Here is a 16,891-nt window from a genome sequence, read left to right as displayed (position 1 = left end):
AACAAAAAAGAAGTAGCTGATTTTCATTGCAGCGGACGCTTTCCGAGGGGCAAGGCTTCAGCCGCTTCCTTCGATTCTCTCAGTCCAGGGTCTTTAGCACTTGCTAATCCCTCTGGAGTCGCCGCCTCTATTTCAATCAGCAAAGACTATCACTAAGAAAATCTATACGAACAACATTATGAAAGCCACGAGCTAACATTTATAACTAGATATTCCCTCCATTAATAGCTGAAAATCCTTATAATATTTTCATTCTATTATGTTACAATGGAAGGAAATGTACGAACCGTTGAATGGATGGTGAGACGCTTCATGATGCAAGAGATTGGGTTAGAGTTGTTAAAAGGTATCGGAAAATTATTTTTAAATCCACTCGTCTACATCACAGTAGTATTTGCTGTATTGTTAGGCTATGTTCGTGTTAAGCGGGAACGTCGATCGTTTCGCACACGCATCCTATGGGGCTGGACGGAGGTAAAACGCTTAGTCGCAGATACTTGGTTATTCGCACTCATATTGTCGGTTATTAGTATAGCGGCAGGTTTAACAGTCACGATGGACTGGATTGTAGCGTTTAGTGTAGCAAGTATTCTTTTAGTTGTTTTATATGTATATCAAATTGGTTCACCGATTTTTGCGGCAGCACTCGCTATTTTAGCTATGGGACTTGGCTATTCATTTTCATTTATTGGATTTGATTGGAATCCGTCTGATAATTGGATGGTTGTTGCTGTGTCTGTCGGAGTTTTAATTGGTGCAGTTGTCTTTGTAGAAGGCTGGATGATTCGTAAAGAAGGAGCACGCTCAGCATCGCCAATTCTTGAAAAGTCATCTCGCGGTATGAATGCAGCGGTTTATTTGTCCAAACGATTATGGATGCTACCCATCTTAGTTTTGGTTCCAGGTGATGTGATTTCTACATATGCACCTTACTGGCCACAAATTACGATTGGTCAAGATGCGTTCGGATTGGTTTTATTGCCAGTTGTCATTGGTTTTGCTCAAAAAGCTCGACGCACATTGCCGGTATACTTTTACCCTGTAGTCGGTAAAGCTGTTATGGCGGTGGGGGTATCTGTTGTTGTGATTGCCCTTGTCGGCATTTGGATGCCCATCTTTGGAGTCATCAGTTTAGCCGTTGGTGTTGTAAGTCGCCTTGGCGTTTGGTTGTATTTTTCAATGAAAGAAAGACAAGGAAGTTACGCAGTTTCACCACATAATTTAGGGGTAATGATTGCGGGTGTTCTACCGGATTCACCTGCTGATAAAATGGGACTTGTTGTTGGGGAGTGCATTCGCAAAGTGAATGGCTTGTCTGTAACAAATGAGCGTGACTTGTATGAAGCGATTCAAATTAATGCAGCACATTGTCGACTTGAAGTACTGGATCATCAAGGTGAAGTTCGCTTAAGACAGCACGTGATTTATCGACACGATCATCACCGTTTAGGCTTGCTCGTGGTTAGATAGGAGACACATATGGAATCCATGTTAACAAAATTTATACTCGCATTATTTTTACCCGGACTACTGGTCGTATTATTTACACGCATCACTTTTCACCATGTTGTTGCGTTAATCTTAACGGTGGCGTTAATTACAGCTTCAGTGTACGCAGGTTACACGCATACATGGGGATTATACGTGGCTGATGCGTTGTCACTTACAGTTGGTTTCTGGTATGCGACAAAAATGATGAACCGTGCGCGAAAACAAGCATAGAATAGAATAACGTCTCTTCTCAATCGAGGAGGGGCGTTTTTTTGATGTTCGATTCCTTGTAATTATTTTTGTTGATTTTAGTTAGAGGCAGAACGTGATACTCCTTGTAAGAAGTATGCTTCCTAAAATCCTGCGTCTCAATTGTAAACAGTCACTTAATTCTATTTTTAATATATATTTTCATTAAAAAAGGGAATAGTAAATTATTGCAAAACAAAACGCTTGCAAATATACCCCTAACGGTATATTATTTGGTTATAAGTTAAAAACAATGTAGGAGGAGATTTCATGTATTTCCGTTCTTTCTTTGATGAAAAATTAGCACAGTATTCATATTTAGTAGGATGCCAACGTACGGGTGAAGCGATTGTCATTGACCCAGCACGTGATTCATCAGAAGTAATTGCAACTGCAAAAAAAGAAGGTCTGCATATTTCCGCAGCGACTGAGACACACATTCACGCTGACTTTGTATCAGGATCACGACAACTAGCAAATGACTTAAACGTCAAACTGTATCTTTCAGATGAAGGCGATGCAGATTGGAAATATCAATATACAGATGGTCTTGACGTAGAATTCGTAAAAGACGGTTCTAAATTCACAATAGGTAATCTTGATTTTGAAGTGATGCATACACCAGGTCATACACCTGAAAGTATTTCATTTGTTTTAACTGACCGAGGCGGCGGTGCGACATCACCAATCGGTATTTTCACAGGTGACTTTGTGTTTGTTGGAGACATTGGACGTCCGGATTTATTGGAAAAAGCTGCAGGGATTGCTGACACAGCAGATTCAGGTGCGCGCGATATGTTCAAATCGGTTCAACGCTTTAAGGAACTTCCTGATTATATGATGGTTTGGCCAGCTCACGGTGCTGGGTCAGCTTGTGGGAAATCACTAGGTGCGGTTCCATCATCTACGGTAGGTTATGAAAAACAATTCAACTGGGCAATGAAAGAAACAAATGAAGAAGCTTTTGTAAATGAATTATTAAAAGATCAACCTGAAGCGCCTGTTTACTTTGCTGAAATGAAAAAAGTAAACAAAATGGGACCAACTATAATGGAAGACAAAACAGTCCCAGTAATCTCGTCAAAAGAAGAGTTTGACAAGGAATTACAAAACTCGAGTACTTTCGTATTAGATACTCGTTCTGCAAACTTAGTGGAAAAAACACTTGTTCCTGGTGCGATCAACATTCCATTTAACAAAGCGTTCACGAACTGGGCGGGTTGGTTGATCGGTTACGATGAGCAAATGGTTATTATTGCAGAAGAATCACAGCGTGAAGACATTGTCGATTCATTGCAATCCATTCACTTGGATGATGTCAAAGCATTTGTGGATCCATCTTTATTGAATGAAATGGACTTAACTACTTATGAGACATTATCGGTGGAAGAGTTTAAAAAAGAAATGCCAAATGGTTATGTCATGGACGTTCGAAATGATACGGAGTGGAGTGATGGACATATTGATGGCGCACATCACCATTTCCTTGGGAAACTTCGCGACACAACATTGCCAAAAGACACACCAATTTTGATGCACTGTCAAGGTGGTGCGCGCTCAGCAATTGGCGCAACTGTCTTAAAATCATTAGGTTTTGAAGATGTTAAACATATGGCTGGCGGATACGCGGCTTACAAAAAAGCATAATTTAGGAGGAATTTAATATGAATAACGAAGTAACGGTTTACTCAACAAATACATGTCCTTATTGCGACATGATGAAGAGCTTTTTGAATCAAAATAATATCTCATTTACAGAAGTAAATGTGCAAACAGATCAAGTAGCAGCACAAAAATTAGTTGAAACAACTGGTCAAATGGGTGTTCCTCAAACGAACATTAATGGCCAGTGGGTTCTTGGATTTGATCCAGACCGTGTGCTAGCTTTAATAAAAGCATAACGAAATGAGCGATGCAAAATGGTTTATTCTAAACAAATAGTCAATCGATTAAATCGAGTGGATGGTCAACTTCACGGTGTTCTTCGAATGATCGAAAGCACTCGGGAATGTAGCGATGTGGTAACGCAGTTGAGCGCAATTAAAAGCGCGCTCGACCGCACCATCGGTTTAATTGTTAGTGAAAATCTAGAGCAATGTGTACGAGAAAGCATGGCGGATGGACAAGGCTCTGACGAACATGTCAAGCAAGCAGTCCAATTACTCATGAAAAGTAGATAGGGGATATGGAAATGGAATGGATATTAATCGGAGCTGTAGTCGCGTTTATTGTTTGGCGCATGATGCCAGCAAAAGGCGTTTCAACAATTACAACAACAGACTTAAAAGGTAAGTTAAACGATAAAGGAACACAATTTGTAGATGTACGTACACCTGGAGAATTTAAGGGACGTCATATCTCACAATTCCAAAACATCCCACTGGATCAGCTTCCAGCTAAACTTAGCAAGCTAGATCCCAAAAAAGAGACTTATGTTATTTGCCAAAGTGGTATGAGAAGTTCTCGTGCAGCAGGTATTCTAAAAAAAGCTGGATTTACGAACGTTGTTAACGTTCGTGGCGGAATGAGCCAGTGGCAATAAAGAAATAAACAACAAAAAAGACTGCTAATCCTCATTGGAATTAGCAGTCTTTTGATTATTCACATTGAACAGACGATAGCTCAAATAAACTACCACTGATTACCGTAACACTGTCCCCATTCGCCATGCATTCATCGAGTTTCTGCTCGTTTGCTAGGTGATTATTATTAATTTGAACGATTCTTAATGTAGTGAGCGTAAGAATGAATATGATTGATACAATCATGACTATTTTCTTTTTGTCCAATGTACGTCAACTCCTTCTGGATGAGTTAGTTTTGTACATTATATCCATAATATAGAATTTTTTTAATGACTAAAGTTATTTATTTTTAGTAAAAGCCTGTTACTGGTTCAGTTGGTATATATTCCTTCGTTTAGTTTGATGTATAGAGGTTATATATTGATAGTGTGAGACGACTTTGGTTGGTAAGCCATATATCTTTCTCACAGAACGTCTAAGCATCGTGCTTAGGCGTTTTTTAATACACTATTTTTTAACCAATCAAACTATAAATCGCCAAAACAGCAATCGAACCCATAACTACTACAATGACATTCGCTCCAGCAAACGCAATAGCAAATGCTGCGACAGCTCCAATAAAGCCAAATAAAATATTTCCTTCCTGCACAAACAAAATCGCTGGGAATATTAATGCGCCAAGTACGGCAAAAGGAATATTTCGTAATACTCCGCTCACCATCGGTGGTAATTCGCGTCCTTCTAAGAAGGTTAACGGGAACGCACGTGGAATATATGTAACAATGGCCATGCCTAATAGCATCCACCAATACCAATTTTCCATTAAGCGACACGTCCTTTCCGAGTGAAAATAATTTCAACAAGAATTGCTGATCCTAAGGTAGCCACTAAAATTGCCCAACCCGTGGATAGCATCCCGCTCCAATAAAGTGCGCTATGAATCACCGCTCCAAAAGTAGCGAGCCAAATCACTTTACGATTACCCTTCATAGAAGGAACCAATAATCCAACGAACATCGCATATAGTGCGATCGACATCGCGGCTTGTAAGAACTCCGGTAAATTTGCGCCAATTACATGACCAAGTGCTGTAAAAGTAACCCAACTTCCATATGCAATTAAAATAACGCCCGCAGCAAATGACGTTCGAATTTTTTCTTCTTTCCGTGTTGCGAGTACTGAAAATGTTTCATCCGTTACCCCGAAAGCGTAGATGGCTTTTTTCCATCTCTTTTCAGGTTGCATCTTTTCATTCAGTGACGCCGTCATTAAGAAGTGACGAATATTCACGACGAAGGTATTTATTACGATTAAGATTGGATCGACGCCTGAAGAAATTAAGGTCAATGATATGTATTGAGCTGCCCCAGCGAAAACAAAAATACTCATCGCTGTGGCTTCCCACATAGATAGTCCTGTGGTTTTCGCAAGTAAGCCGAATGTGAGCGCTATTGGAAAATAGCCAATTGCGATACTTAGACCCGCGCGCAATCCTTTTGAGAAAGTCATTTTAAACACATTCCTTCCCGCTTGATGTTTAATATAGTATACATACGTATGGTAAAATAAACAATAAGAGGTGAGGCATATGGAAGCAATGCGAAGGAATTTAGGTGTACAATTAAAGAAAATTCGAAAACAGCGCGACTTAAGTTTAGATGAGTTAGCCAAATTAACAGATGTCAGTAAAGCACAGTTAGCTCAAATGGAAAAAGGTGAATCTAATCCGACGGTATCTACGATTTGGAAAATTGCAGACGGATTAAAAATTAGTTTTTCCTCTCTGCTTCAAGCACCAAAGTCATTATTAACCAAAATCAAACAAACAGATGCGCCATTTTTAACAGAAGATGACGGACGATACCGTGTCTACTCAATCATTCCTTACAATCCAGATCGAGGATGGGAATTATATCGATTAGAGTTCGATCCGAATTGCTCATATGAAAGCGCACCCCATAATGAAGGTGTGGAAGAAACGATTACTGTCGTGGCAGGGAATATGCAAGTGACAGTAGGTTCAGAGAAAGTTGAATTAGCAACAGGGGATACATTGGTATTTGACGGGAACCAGCCTCATCGATATGAAAATATGTCTAATTCAAAGTGTGTTTTACACCTAATTATTCACTATTCGAATGTTTGAGTGAGCTAGGTCAAGGGAAAACTAGTACTATATTGATGTGTTCGAATTTGAACGCTCGCTAATTGAGTTGCAAAGAGGATGAGGGACATGCCAGATTGGTTATCAGCTGAAAATTTACTTGAATTAACCCAGAATTATCGGTCACTCGGGCCCGTCATTGGATTTTTTCTTCCCTTTTTAGAGGCATTCCTTCCGTTTTTACCATTATTCGTTTTTGTCTTTGCTAATGCGAGTGCATATGGTTTATGGCTAGGCTTTTTATTATCATGGGCTGGAACGGTCGTCGGTTCATATGTCGTGTTTCTACTCGTACGCAAATATGGACGAGCACGATTTTTACGGTTTATGACTCGACATGAAAGAGTCTTAAAACTCATACACTGGGTAGAGACACATGGTTTTGGACCGTTGTTTTTATTGTTATGTTTTCCGTTTACACCATCTGCGCTAGTCAATTTAGTGGCAGGGTTATCTGATATAAAGAAGAAAAACTATTTATGGACATTACTATCGGGTAAATTCGTCATGATTTTAACGATTAGTTTCATTGGATACGACATTCGAGCGCTTATTACACAACCAATTCGCACCGCAATTGTCGGGGCGGTCATTTTCTTATTATGGCTTGTAGGGAAACAAATTGAACGTCGATTAAATGCACGTGTGGAAAAAGACTTTCGAGAAAGTTCGAACCAGAACATAGGAAAGGAGCCCATCGATTGAGTTCTTTGAAGCAAGAATTATGGGAGTGGACAAAAGCAATTGTACTTGGTTTGATCGTTGTCATGATCATTCGAATTTTTTTCTTCACCAATTATGCGGTTTCAGGTGAGTCGATGATGCCGATTTTACAAGACCAAGACAAAGTCATTGTAAGCAAAATTGCGTACACGCTCGGCGAGATTGATCGATTAGATGTGCTCGTTTTTCACAATGACGAAAATGAGGATTACGTAAAAAGAGTCATCGGTATTCCAGGAGATATCATTACATACGAAAACGATCAGCTTTATGTCAATAAAGAAAAGGTTGATGAACCATTCCTCGATACACATCCTGCGTATGTGAATCCAGATGAAAATCTAACCGAGAATTTCACATTAGAAGGCTTAACCGGAAACTTGCGTGTTCCAGAAGATTCCTACTTTGTATTAGGTGATAATCGCAGACATAGTCTAGATAGCCGCTATTTTAAATTTGTTAAGGCTGATCAAGTTGTCGGTCAAGTCGTTCTTCGTTACTGGCCACTTCCAAATTTGACAATAAATTTCATGACAGCACGTCCCGAATAGTTTCTTTCTATTGTCCGAGTTAGGTACAATAGAGATAGAACTATTCGGGATTTTTTTGTTTGTAAATTCAATCGAAAAAGTATGTACATTGATTTACAAATTATATACGCTCGTTCCGCTTCAGGTGGACGCTTTCCGCGGGCGGTCCGTGAGCCTCCTCGTTCGCAAAGCTCACTGCGGGGTCTCACCTGGACCTGCTATTCCCGCCGGAGTCGCCACCTTCCGCTACACTAGATATATACATTTAATAAGAAGTGTGATCAAGTAAATTATTTAATCTCTGTGAGTGACGATTAACTCACAACCTTAAGCAGAAATTGCGAACTTACTGTCATATTACTCATTGCTAGAGGAACTATATCTATCATTATTGCTATTTAAAGATATGTAGCAAAACAGCGAAGACTCCGGCGGGAAAAGCGAAGTGTCGAAATCCACTCGGACAAAAAGTCCGAGTTAGTTCGGCGCAAGCCCCGCGGAAAGCAAGCTGTTTTGCGGAATATCTTCTAATCAAACACTACCGAGTAACGAGTGACTACACATGTATAAATAATTGCTCTAGAAACTATCTCTACTAATATCCGTATTAAAAGATATGTAGCAAAACAGCGAAGACTCCAGCGGGAAAAGCGAATTGTCGAAATCCACTCGGACAAAAAGTCCAAGTTAGTTCGGCGCAAGCCACGCGGAAAGCAAGCTGTTTTGCGGAACATCTAAATAATCTCAACGACTAAAACCATTTACTATATATAAATCTTGATAGGGGGAATGACGATGTCACTTCGCATTGTTACAGGTCGTGCAGGGGCTGGGAAATCTGCATTTATGAAACGTGAAATCGTACAAGCATCCGAAGCTCAACCACTTGGATCGCCCATCTTTTTAATCGTGCCCGATCAGATGTCATTCTCTTCTGAGTATGCCTTGACGACAACCGGTGTTTTACACGGATTGATTCGCTCACAAGTCACGACGTTTAAACGTTTAGCTTGGCGTATTTTACAGGAAACGGGTGGGATAAGCCGACAAGAAATTAATGGATTCGGTTACCGCATGCTCATTCGATCTCTTCTAGAAGAACATCAAGACGACTTTACTTTATTCAAAAAAGCAGCGAGTAAACGTGGATTCACAGACCAGATGGAAATGCTGTTAAAAGAATTTAGTCGCTATTGTTTAGATGGCGACACACTTACATCTCTTGAAGATACACTAAAATCTGTCCAAGCTCCGAGAACTCTTCAAGATAAAGCGCATGATTTATCGGTTTTACTACAAGCTTTAGAAGACCGCCTGGGCACGACGTTTGTCGATAGCGAAGGTTATTTTGCGTTGCTCGCTCGACAGTTGCATCAGTCAGAGATGATTAAGGAAGCAACGGTTTATGTCGATGGGTTTGTATCGATGACGACGAGAGAGTATGAAATTCTTGGCGAGTTGATGAAGACAGCGAAGCGCGTCACGATTTCGTTGCCGCTTCATAACGAAGAAGAAGACCTCTATAACGAACAATCTTTATTCCATCATGCGGCTAAAACGGCTGCACGCTTAAAAGAAATGGCGAGAGATGCATCGGTTGAAATCGAACCGTCCGTCCGTGTGAATGAATCTTCTCGATTTACTTCAGAAGACATTCGTCATATCGAAGCGAATTTAAATGCATATCCTGCACCTGCTCTAGAAGAAAGCGAAAACGTAACGATCATAGAAGCGGAGAATCGTCGTGCGGAAATTCACGGGGTAGCTCGACAAATTCGCCAGCTCATTCGCGATGAGCATCTGCGCTATCAAGACATTGCCATTTTGTATCGACAAGCAGATGTGTATGACGAGCTAATCGAAACGACATTTGCTCAATACGATATTCCTGTATTTATTAACCGAAAAAAACCGATGTTGCATCATCCCTTGATTGAATTCAGTCGGTCTGCTTTTGAAGCCGTGTTAAAAGGGTATTCATTTGAACCGATTTTTCGGGCAATCAAGACGGACTTATTCTTCCCGCTCCATGGCGACGTGATTACATGGCGTGAACGAGCGGATCGTTTAGAAAACTATGTGTTATCTCAAGGGATTTATGGCGATCGCTGGTTTGATGAAAAACGTTGGCATGTGAAGAAATACCGTGGACTCGAATTCCATACGAAAAATCAGACGGATGAAGAGCGTGCCATTCAAGCTGACATTACATCTGTAAGAGATTTAGTGACGCTTCCATTGCAACGCTTTGCAGAAAAAATTGAATGCTGCAAAACAGGTAGTGAGACAGCTCAAGCTTTATTTGAATTAATGGAAGAACTACAAATCTATGAAAAACTGCAAGCGTTAAAAGATACAGAGAATGAACAAGGGCAATTACTTCTTGCAACTGAACACGAACAAGCCTGGTCCCAATGGATTGATGTACTTGACCAGTTTGTTTTGATGTTTGGCAATGAAGAACTATCTCCTGAAGCGAGTTTGCGCCTGTTAGAAGAAGGATTTGATACGTTAGAATTCTCTCGTATTCCACCTTCTCTCGATCAGGTGATTGTTGCGACAGTTGATTTGTCGAGGTTATCGAAAATCCGTGCGTCCTTTGTCATCGGCGTAAATGACGGTGTATTTCCAAAGCGCATGGAGCAAGATGGCTTGTTGTCAGATACGGAGCGGGATTGGTTTACGCAAATCGGATTTGAACTGGCACCGACTTCCAAAGCACGTTTAATGGACGAGTCGTATATGGCGTACCGTGCGTTTACAACCGCTTCAGAAAAACTCATCGTGTCTTATTCGAGTGCGGATGAAGAAGGGAAGGCATTATTGCCATCTCTTTATGTGAAACGCCTTCAACAACTTTTACCGAATGTAACGAAAGTGACATCAGTGATCGACCCATCCGACCTAACTGAAGATGTAATCTCGTATATTCAGCATCCACGCTCAGCGATGCCTTATGTTGCCACGGCATTGCGTCACGAGTCGCGAGGAGAAGACATCAAACCTGAGTGGAGAGCATTAGAGTCTTATTACAATGAGGATCCGCTGTGGCAAACGGTTTTGCAACGCGTTACCAAACCAATTTCCTCATCAACGAAGCAGGAGCGTCTAGACCCAGACACCACCCATGCTCTCTATGGAGATTCATTTACGTCGAGTGTGTCGCGTGTCGAGAAATACTACAGTTGTCCTTTCGCGCATTTTGCGACGTATGGCCTGCGTTTGGAAGAACGAGCGGAGTTTAAATTAGAAGCCCCTGCAATCGGGGATTTATTCCATGCGGCACTAAAATGGATTTCAGATGAAACGAATCGCTTAGGAATTACGTGGGCTAGCTTGTCTACAAAACAAGCTTGGGAGCTTGCTAGACAAGCAGTTGATGAGATTGCTCCGTTCTTTGTGAATCAAATCTTATTGAGTACAAAGCGTCATCAATATATACAACGGAAACTTGTTCAGATTTTACAACGAACGATGACGACTTTACGTGACCACGCCAATATGTCACAGTTTTCACCGATCGCGATTGAAGCAGGATTTGGACCCGGCGAACAATTACCTGCGCTGTTTATTCCATTAAAAAATGGCCAATCGATGAATATGCGTGGCCGAATTGACCGAGTCGATGCGGCTGTCGTAAACGGCAAACCGTATATTCGTATAGTCGATTATAAGAGTTCGGCGAAAAGCTTAGATTTAAACGATGTGTATTATGGCTTGTCTCTTCAGATGCTGACTTATTTAGATGTGGCTGTTGCGAATGCGACGATCTGGCTCGGAGATGAAGCCGATCCTGCCGGTGTTCTGTATATGCATGTTCATAACCCGATGTTAAAAGCATCGCAAGAAATGTCTGATATGGAAGCTGATGAAGAGCGATTTAAAAAATACAAGATGAATGGTCTCTTAATCGATGATGTGGCCGTGTTAAACGAAATGGATACAGAGATGGAAGGCTTCTCAAAAGTCATTCCTGCTCGTGTCAATAAAGACGGAAGCTTGTCTAAGTCATTCTCGAAAGTGGTAACAGCTGCGGACATGCAAACCCTTCGTACATTTGTCCGTAAAAAGCACCAGCAGGCAGGGGACGGCATGTTAGCTGGTGACACGCGCGTGCTACCTTATCGCATGAAAGATAAAACGGCTTGTGACTATTGTAGCTATCGCAGTGTGTGTCAGTTTGACCCGAGTGATCCCGCTCAACAATACCGTACGTTACCAGTCGAACCGGCTGATCAAGTTACAGAACGCATACGTCAGGAGGTCGAACCAGATGCTCATTCCAACTAAACCGCAAGAAGTCACATGGACAGATGCGCAGTGGCGTGCTATTTTCGCGACTGGACGTGACGTTCTCGTATCGGCAGCTGCCGGTTCAGGAAAAACAGCCGTGTTAATCGAACGTTTAATTCAAAAAATGATTCGCAATGATGACCCCATTGACGTCGACCAATTATTAGTCGTAACCTTTACCAATGCATCTGCAGCGGAAATGCGTCATCGAATGGCTGAAGCACTAGAGCGTGAGCTTGTGAAAAATTCAGAGGCTCATCATATTAGAAGACAGCTAAGTTTGTTGAATAAAGCCCAAATCTCTACTTTGCATTCCTTCTGCCTAAGTATCGTGAAGCAATATGCGTATGTACTCGATATGGACCCAGGTTTCCGCTTAGCAAATGACGCGGAAGCGGCCTTGCTGAGAGACGATGTGTTAGTCGATGTGCTTGAATCAGCGTACCAAGCCGATGATCCAGAAGACGTATATCGCCTAATTGATAGCTTTACAACCGATCGAGACGATCAAGCGATTGAAGTGGTGATTGATAAATTATTCGGAGCTGCTCGCGTGCATCCTGAACCTACGAAGTGGTTAGCATCGATTCCTGCTCAATACAAGTTAGCGGATGATGCGGTGATTGACGATCTTGCTTTTATTGCGCCATTAAAATTGACCATCAAACATACGTTAGAAGAAGCTTATGCAATGACAGAAGAAGTGCGTCAATATGCTTTATTGCCAGACGGACCTGCGCCACTTGGAGCAACGGTTGAACAGGATCAGCTATTGCTCGCTGAAGCCATTCGCCTTATCTCGTCACACTCGTGGCAAGAAACGTATGATTATTTCCAAGGGTTAAAGTTTGCGACAGCTGGCCGAATTCAGAAAGATTCTTGTGATGAAGACCTTGTGAAAAAAGCAAAAGACAAACGCGATCAACTGAAAAAACGTGTGATGAAGCTTAAAGAAGAATACTTCACTCGTTCACCAGCACGTTTGTTAGAAGAAATGAAGATGATGCACCCACTATTAGAAACTTTGGTTGAATTAACAACGGCTTATGGAGATCGCTATAAAGCCGTTAAGAGCGAACGAGGACTCGTTGATTTCTCTGATTTAGAGCACTTTGCACTACAAATTTTAACAACAGAAGTTGAAGGAAGGCTTGTGCCTTCAGCAATTGCGGAAGATGTCATGGCTCAGTTTAAAGAAGTATTAGTCGATGAATACCAAGATACGAATCGTCTGCAAGAAACGATTTTACAAATCGTCAAATCTGGCACTGAAGCGAATGGCAATCTCTTTATGGTAGGTGACGTGAAACAATCCATTTACCGTTTCCGCCTAGCTGAGCCGATGCTGTTTCTTCATAAATACTTAACCTTTACGTCTGAACCTGAGCAATCGGGTGTCAAAATCGATTTAAATGCGAATTTTAGAAGTCGTCCTGAAGTGTTGCACGCGACGAATTTTATATTCTCGCAAATCATGGGTCAGCGTGTTGGCGAAATTGACTACGATGATGCCGCTGCACTTAAACCGGGAGCGCCTTATAAAAACGGGGAAGCCTCAGTGGAACTGGCTTTATTGACCACGCAAGAAGAATTAATGCTTGAAGAGGATGTAGGGAACGCGGAATTAGTGGAACAGGAAGATTTGAAAAAATCGCAATGGGAAGCGCGTTACATGATTCAGAAGATCAAATCGCTTATGGAAGCCAAAACGATGGTCGTCGATCCTTGGTCGAATAAAGAGCGGTTATTAGAATATCGAGATATTGTCATTTTAATGCGCTCGATGACGTGGTCTGAAGATTTAACAGAAGAATTCAAGCAAGCTGGAATTCCATTGTATGCTGAGTTAAAAAAGGGTTATTTTGATGCGTTAGAAGTGATGATTATGTTAAATACCCTTCGAATTGTCGACAATCCGTATCAAGATATTCCGCTCGCTTCCGTGTTGCGTGCACCGTTTGTCGGACTGACTGAATCGGAACTATCTCGCATTCGTTTATCCGCTCCAAAAGAACCTTTTTACGAAGCGTTAAAGCAGTTCGTGCGAAAAGGGGAAAGCGGTATTCATCCAGCAACTGCTGAGAAATTACAACGTTTTCTATTGCAGTTTGAGGAGTGGCGTCATCTCGCGAGAAGGGGTTCTTTGGCAGAATTAATTTGGCGTATTTACATGGACACGTACTATTATGAAATGGTCGGTGCCATGGCAAACGGGAAACAGCGCCAATCGAATTTACGAGCATTACATGACCGTGCCTTAGCTTATGAACAAACGTCGTTTAGAGGCTTGTTCCGTTTTCTTCGATTTATTGACCGCATGAAAAAACGCGGTGATGATTTAGGAACAGCTCGGGCCATGAGCGAAAAAGAGAATGTGGTTCGCTTAATGACGATTCATTCTTCTAAAGGACTTGAGTTTCCGTATGTGTTCATTGCCGGACTTGGCCGTGATTTCAATCAAATGGATTTCAATGAATTGTATTTATTTGACCAAACATTTGGTTTAGCTGTAAAAGCAATCGACCCAGAAAAACGAATTTCGTACACGTCCTTGCCGTTTTTAGCAATGAAAGAAAAGAAACAACTCGAGCTAAAATCCGAGGAAATGCGTGTGTTATACGTAGCAATGACACGGGCGAAAGAAAAGTTACTGTTAGTGGCAACGGTAAAAGATGTGGAAAAAACTTTGTCCAAATGGGAAGATGCGAGTGTTGCAGCTGATACGATGCTCCCTGAATATGTACGTGCACGAGCAAAAGGCTTCCTGGATTGGATTGGTCCAGCAGTTGCGAGACACGCAGATTATGCGTCATGGCAAGGTAGACCGAATGTGAACGGAATCGAGGATCCATCTAGCTGGTCATTTGAAACCGTTTATGCTGAACAATTGCGTCAAGATCATGTAGTCGTTGACATGCCTCAATTTGAGGGTGCTCAACAAGTGGTTACAGAAGATTTGAAGGCAGAAGTCGCTCGACGATTTGATACAGCGTATCCATTTGAACGAGCGATAACAAAACGCTCGAAACAATCGGTAAGTGAGTTAAAACGACTCGATCAACTGCGTCAAGAAGAAGAACCTGAATTTTTCAGACCCGCTCAAGTGAAGGAAGAAATGAAGAAATCGGTGTATAAGCGACCTGCATTTATGCAACAAGGGGACAAAAAATTGTCTGCTGCTGAAATCGGGACAGCTCTTCATACAACAATGCAACATCTTGATTTTTCGATGGACTCAAGTTCGCAAGCATTAACAGAATTCATTCAACAGTTGGCAAATAAACAATTGTTAACAGTCGCGGAAGCGGGAACAGTAAATGTCTCGGCTATGCAAGCCTTCCTGCAAAGTGAGTTGGGTGAACGATTGCGCCAAGCCAAACAAGTGTTACGCGAAGTACCATTTACGTATGGTTTGACAGATGATGATGGTGATATTCAAATTCTTCAAGGGATAGCCGATTGTTTATTTGAAGAAGCAGACGGTGAGTGGGTATTGCTCGACTATAAGACGGACCGAGTCAAAGGGGTATTGATTACGGAGAATGCCATAACGCGAGAAATGAATGTGCGCTATGGCTTGCAGTTGTCTTTATACAAAGAAGCCATTGAACAAATTTTACGAATCACGATTAAAGAGAAAATCCTGTATTTATTTGATGCAGAGAAAACGTTGGTACTGGAGGATTCCCTGTGAATGTTGCACCCACTCAGTTGAGTGAACGAGTTGTCGCGCTAGATATGATGCGCGGCTTCTCACTACTAGGTATTTTTATTGTGAATATGTTAGCTTTTCATACACCGTTTTACTACATCGATCCGTATACATGGTTTACAGTTCCTGCGGATCGTGATGCGTTTCAATGGATTGATATTGCAATTCAAGGAAGTGTGTACCCATTATTTTCGATGTTGTTTGGGTACGGACTTGCGATGCAATTTACGAAAGCTAGGGAGCGGGGCGTTTCATTTCCAAAATTAGCATTACGCCGATTACTTGTGTTATTAGGTTTTGGGATTGTCCATGCGTTCTTTATATGGTCTGGTGATATTTTAATTACGTACGCGATCAGCGGATTGTTGGTCATGTGGATTTTGTTCTTGTCTTGGAAATGGTTACTTGGCATTGCACTCGGACTGTATTTACTTCCGAATATTTTGATGTCCTTCGTCATGAAGCTAATTCCTGAAGACGAGCCGATATATTCAGGTGTTCAACAAATTGAATCATCAATCGTCGCGTTTGGTTCCGGTTCATGGGGTGATATTTTTGCACAACGTGCCGAGGATTGGATGTATGCGAATGGATTTACAATCCTATTCTTTTTATTGATTACGATTTTCCCGTACATGTTGATTGGTGCTGTTGCATCTAAATTGAATTTGATTCAGCGAACTGCTGAGAAGAAATTTTTTTGGCTAATCTTAATTGCTATTAGCCTTAGTGTTGGAACCTATATTAAATTTTTACCACACACGCAAGGTGCCAATTACTACACTATATTTGTGCAAGATATGTTTGGTGGACCACTTCAAGCAGTTGCGTATGCTGGGATAATAGCGCTTTTATGCCAGCTATCTTTATTCCGAAAACTATTTAGTCCTGTTGCGAAAGCTGGGCGTATGTCGATGACAACTTATTTAACCCAGTCTATTATTGCAACGACCATTTTTTATTCATACGGATTTGGCTTGTATGGCAAAGTCGACGTAATGACTGGAACATGGATGGCGATTGGGATCTTCCTCGTACAACTAATATTTGCTGAGCTATGGTTAGCTAAGTTTACGCAAGGTCCAGTAGAGATGTTGTGGAAGCGACTGACATATGGCAAAAGTGAGAAAAAAACGAGTGAAAATTCGGTTGAATTGTCGTAGAATAAGTTCAATTGAACATTCAATAATCAATTCTTAAGGGA

The 16,891-nt window shown here is 41.4% G+C and carries 15 protein-coding genes; 12 read left to right on the top strand and 3 right to left on the bottom strand.

The annotated features are described in order from the left end of the window. The first annotated feature begins 312 nt into the window (after positions 1-312). From AC3EA5_RS10350 to AC3EA5_RS10325, 6 genes are all read left to right on the top strand, one after another. Positions 313-1,470, top strand: a complete 1,158-nt coding sequence (locus AC3EA5_RS10350; protein ID WP_488608265.1) for a PDZ domain-containing protein — start codon at positions 313-315, stop codon at positions 1,468-1,470. Positions 1,471-1,479: 9 nt separating this feature from the next. After that, positions 1,480-1,722, top strand: a complete 243-nt coding sequence (locus tag AC3EA5_RS10345) for a CsbA family protein (protein WP_394188724.1) — start codon at positions 1,480-1,482, stop codon at positions 1,720-1,722. A gap of 288 nt (positions 1,723-2,010) precedes the next feature. Continuing rightward, positions 2,011-3,387, top strand: a complete 1,377-nt coding sequence (locus AC3EA5_RS10340) for an MBL fold metallo-hydrolase (protein WP_488608264.1) — start codon at positions 2,011-2,013, stop codon at positions 3,385-3,387. A gap of 17 nt (positions 3,388-3,404) precedes the next feature. Further along, positions 3,405-3,641 (top strand): glutaredoxin family protein, encoded by a 237-nt coding sequence (locus AC3EA5_RS10335; protein WP_394188722.1) that lies wholly within the window; start codon positions 3,405-3,407, stop codon positions 3,639-3,641. Positions 3,642-3,659: 18 nt separating this feature from the next. After that, complete coding sequence (locus AC3EA5_RS10330) at positions 3,660-3,920, top strand: metal-sensitive transcriptional regulator (protein WP_394188721.1); 261 nt, start codon at positions 3,660-3,662, stop codon at positions 3,918-3,920. Between the two features lie 11 nt (positions 3,921-3,931). Then, entirely contained in the window at positions 3,932-4,282 is a 351-nt protein-coding gene (locus tag AC3EA5_RS10325) for a rhodanese-like domain-containing protein (protein ID WP_488608263.1), read from the top strand. Between the two features lie 55 nt (positions 4,283-4,337). Here AC3EA5_RS10325 and AC3EA5_RS10320 read toward each other — a convergent pair whose 3' ends face one another. The 3 genes from AC3EA5_RS10320 to AC3EA5_RS10310 all read right to left on the bottom strand — a co-directional run bounded on the left by AC3EA5_RS10320 (position 4,338) and on the right by AC3EA5_RS10310 (position 5,774). Further along, positions 4,338-4,529: a hypothetical protein gene (locus AC3EA5_RS10320; protein ID WP_488608262.1), complete on the bottom strand. Its 192-nt coding sequence runs from the start codon at positions 4,527-4,529 to the stop codon at positions 4,338-4,340. 250 nt (positions 4,530-4,779) lie between these two features. After that, complete coding sequence (locus tag AC3EA5_RS10315) at positions 4,780-5,088, bottom strand: AzlD domain-containing protein (protein WP_394188719.1); 309 nt, start codon at positions 5,086-5,088, stop codon at positions 4,780-4,782. Continuing rightward, entirely contained in the window at positions 5,088-5,774 is a 687-nt protein-coding gene (locus AC3EA5_RS10310; RefSeq protein WP_488608261.1) for an AzlC family ABC transporter permease, read from the bottom strand. The genes AC3EA5_RS10315 and AC3EA5_RS10310 overlap by 1 nt, the downstream gene beginning before the upstream one ends. A 79-nt stretch (positions 5,775-5,853) precedes the next feature. Here AC3EA5_RS10310 and AC3EA5_RS10305 point away from each other — a divergent pair, with 79 nt between their 5' ends. From AC3EA5_RS10305 to AC3EA5_RS10280, 6 genes are all read left to right on the top strand, one after another. Further along, positions 5,854-6,411 carry a helix-turn-helix domain-containing protein gene (locus tag AC3EA5_RS10305; RefSeq protein WP_488608260.1) on the top strand — a complete coding sequence of 186 codons (558 nt, stop codon included), beginning with the start codon at positions 5,854-5,856 and terminating at the stop codon, positions 6,409-6,411. Between the two features lie 87 nt (positions 6,412-6,498). Next, on the top strand, positions 6,499-7,134 hold the full coding sequence (locus tag AC3EA5_RS10300; RefSeq protein WP_394188718.1) for a TVP38/TMEM64 family protein: 636 nt from the start codon (positions 6,499-6,501) through the stop codon (positions 7,132-7,134). After that, complete coding sequence (gene lepB, locus AC3EA5_RS10295; protein ID WP_488608259.1) at positions 7,131-7,703, top strand: signal peptidase I; 573 nt, start codon at positions 7,131-7,133, stop codon at positions 7,701-7,703. Before AC3EA5_RS10300 ends, lepB begins: the two co-directional genes overlap by 4 nt. A 774-nt stretch (positions 7,704-8,477) precedes the next feature. Next, a complete protein-coding gene (gene addB / locus AC3EA5_RS10290; protein ID WP_488608258.1) occupies positions 8,478-11,972 on the top strand; it encodes a helicase-exonuclease AddAB subunit AddB in 3,495 nt (1,164 codons plus the stop codon). Then, entirely contained in the window at positions 11,956-15,669 is a 3,714-nt protein-coding gene (gene addA, locus AC3EA5_RS10285; protein WP_488608257.1) for a helicase-exonuclease AddAB subunit AddA, read from the top strand. Before addB ends, addA begins: the two co-directional genes overlap by 17 nt. Continuing rightward, a complete protein-coding gene (locus AC3EA5_RS10280; protein ID WP_488608256.1) occupies positions 15,666-16,850 on the top strand; it encodes a DUF418 domain-containing protein in 1,185 nt (394 codons plus the stop codon). Before addA ends, AC3EA5_RS10280 begins: the two co-directional genes overlap by 4 nt. Positions 16,851-16,891: the final 41 nt, after the last annotated feature.

The organism is Paenisporosarcina sp., assembly GCF_057785155.1.
This window is presented reverse-complemented; position numbering and strand designations above follow the sequence as displayed.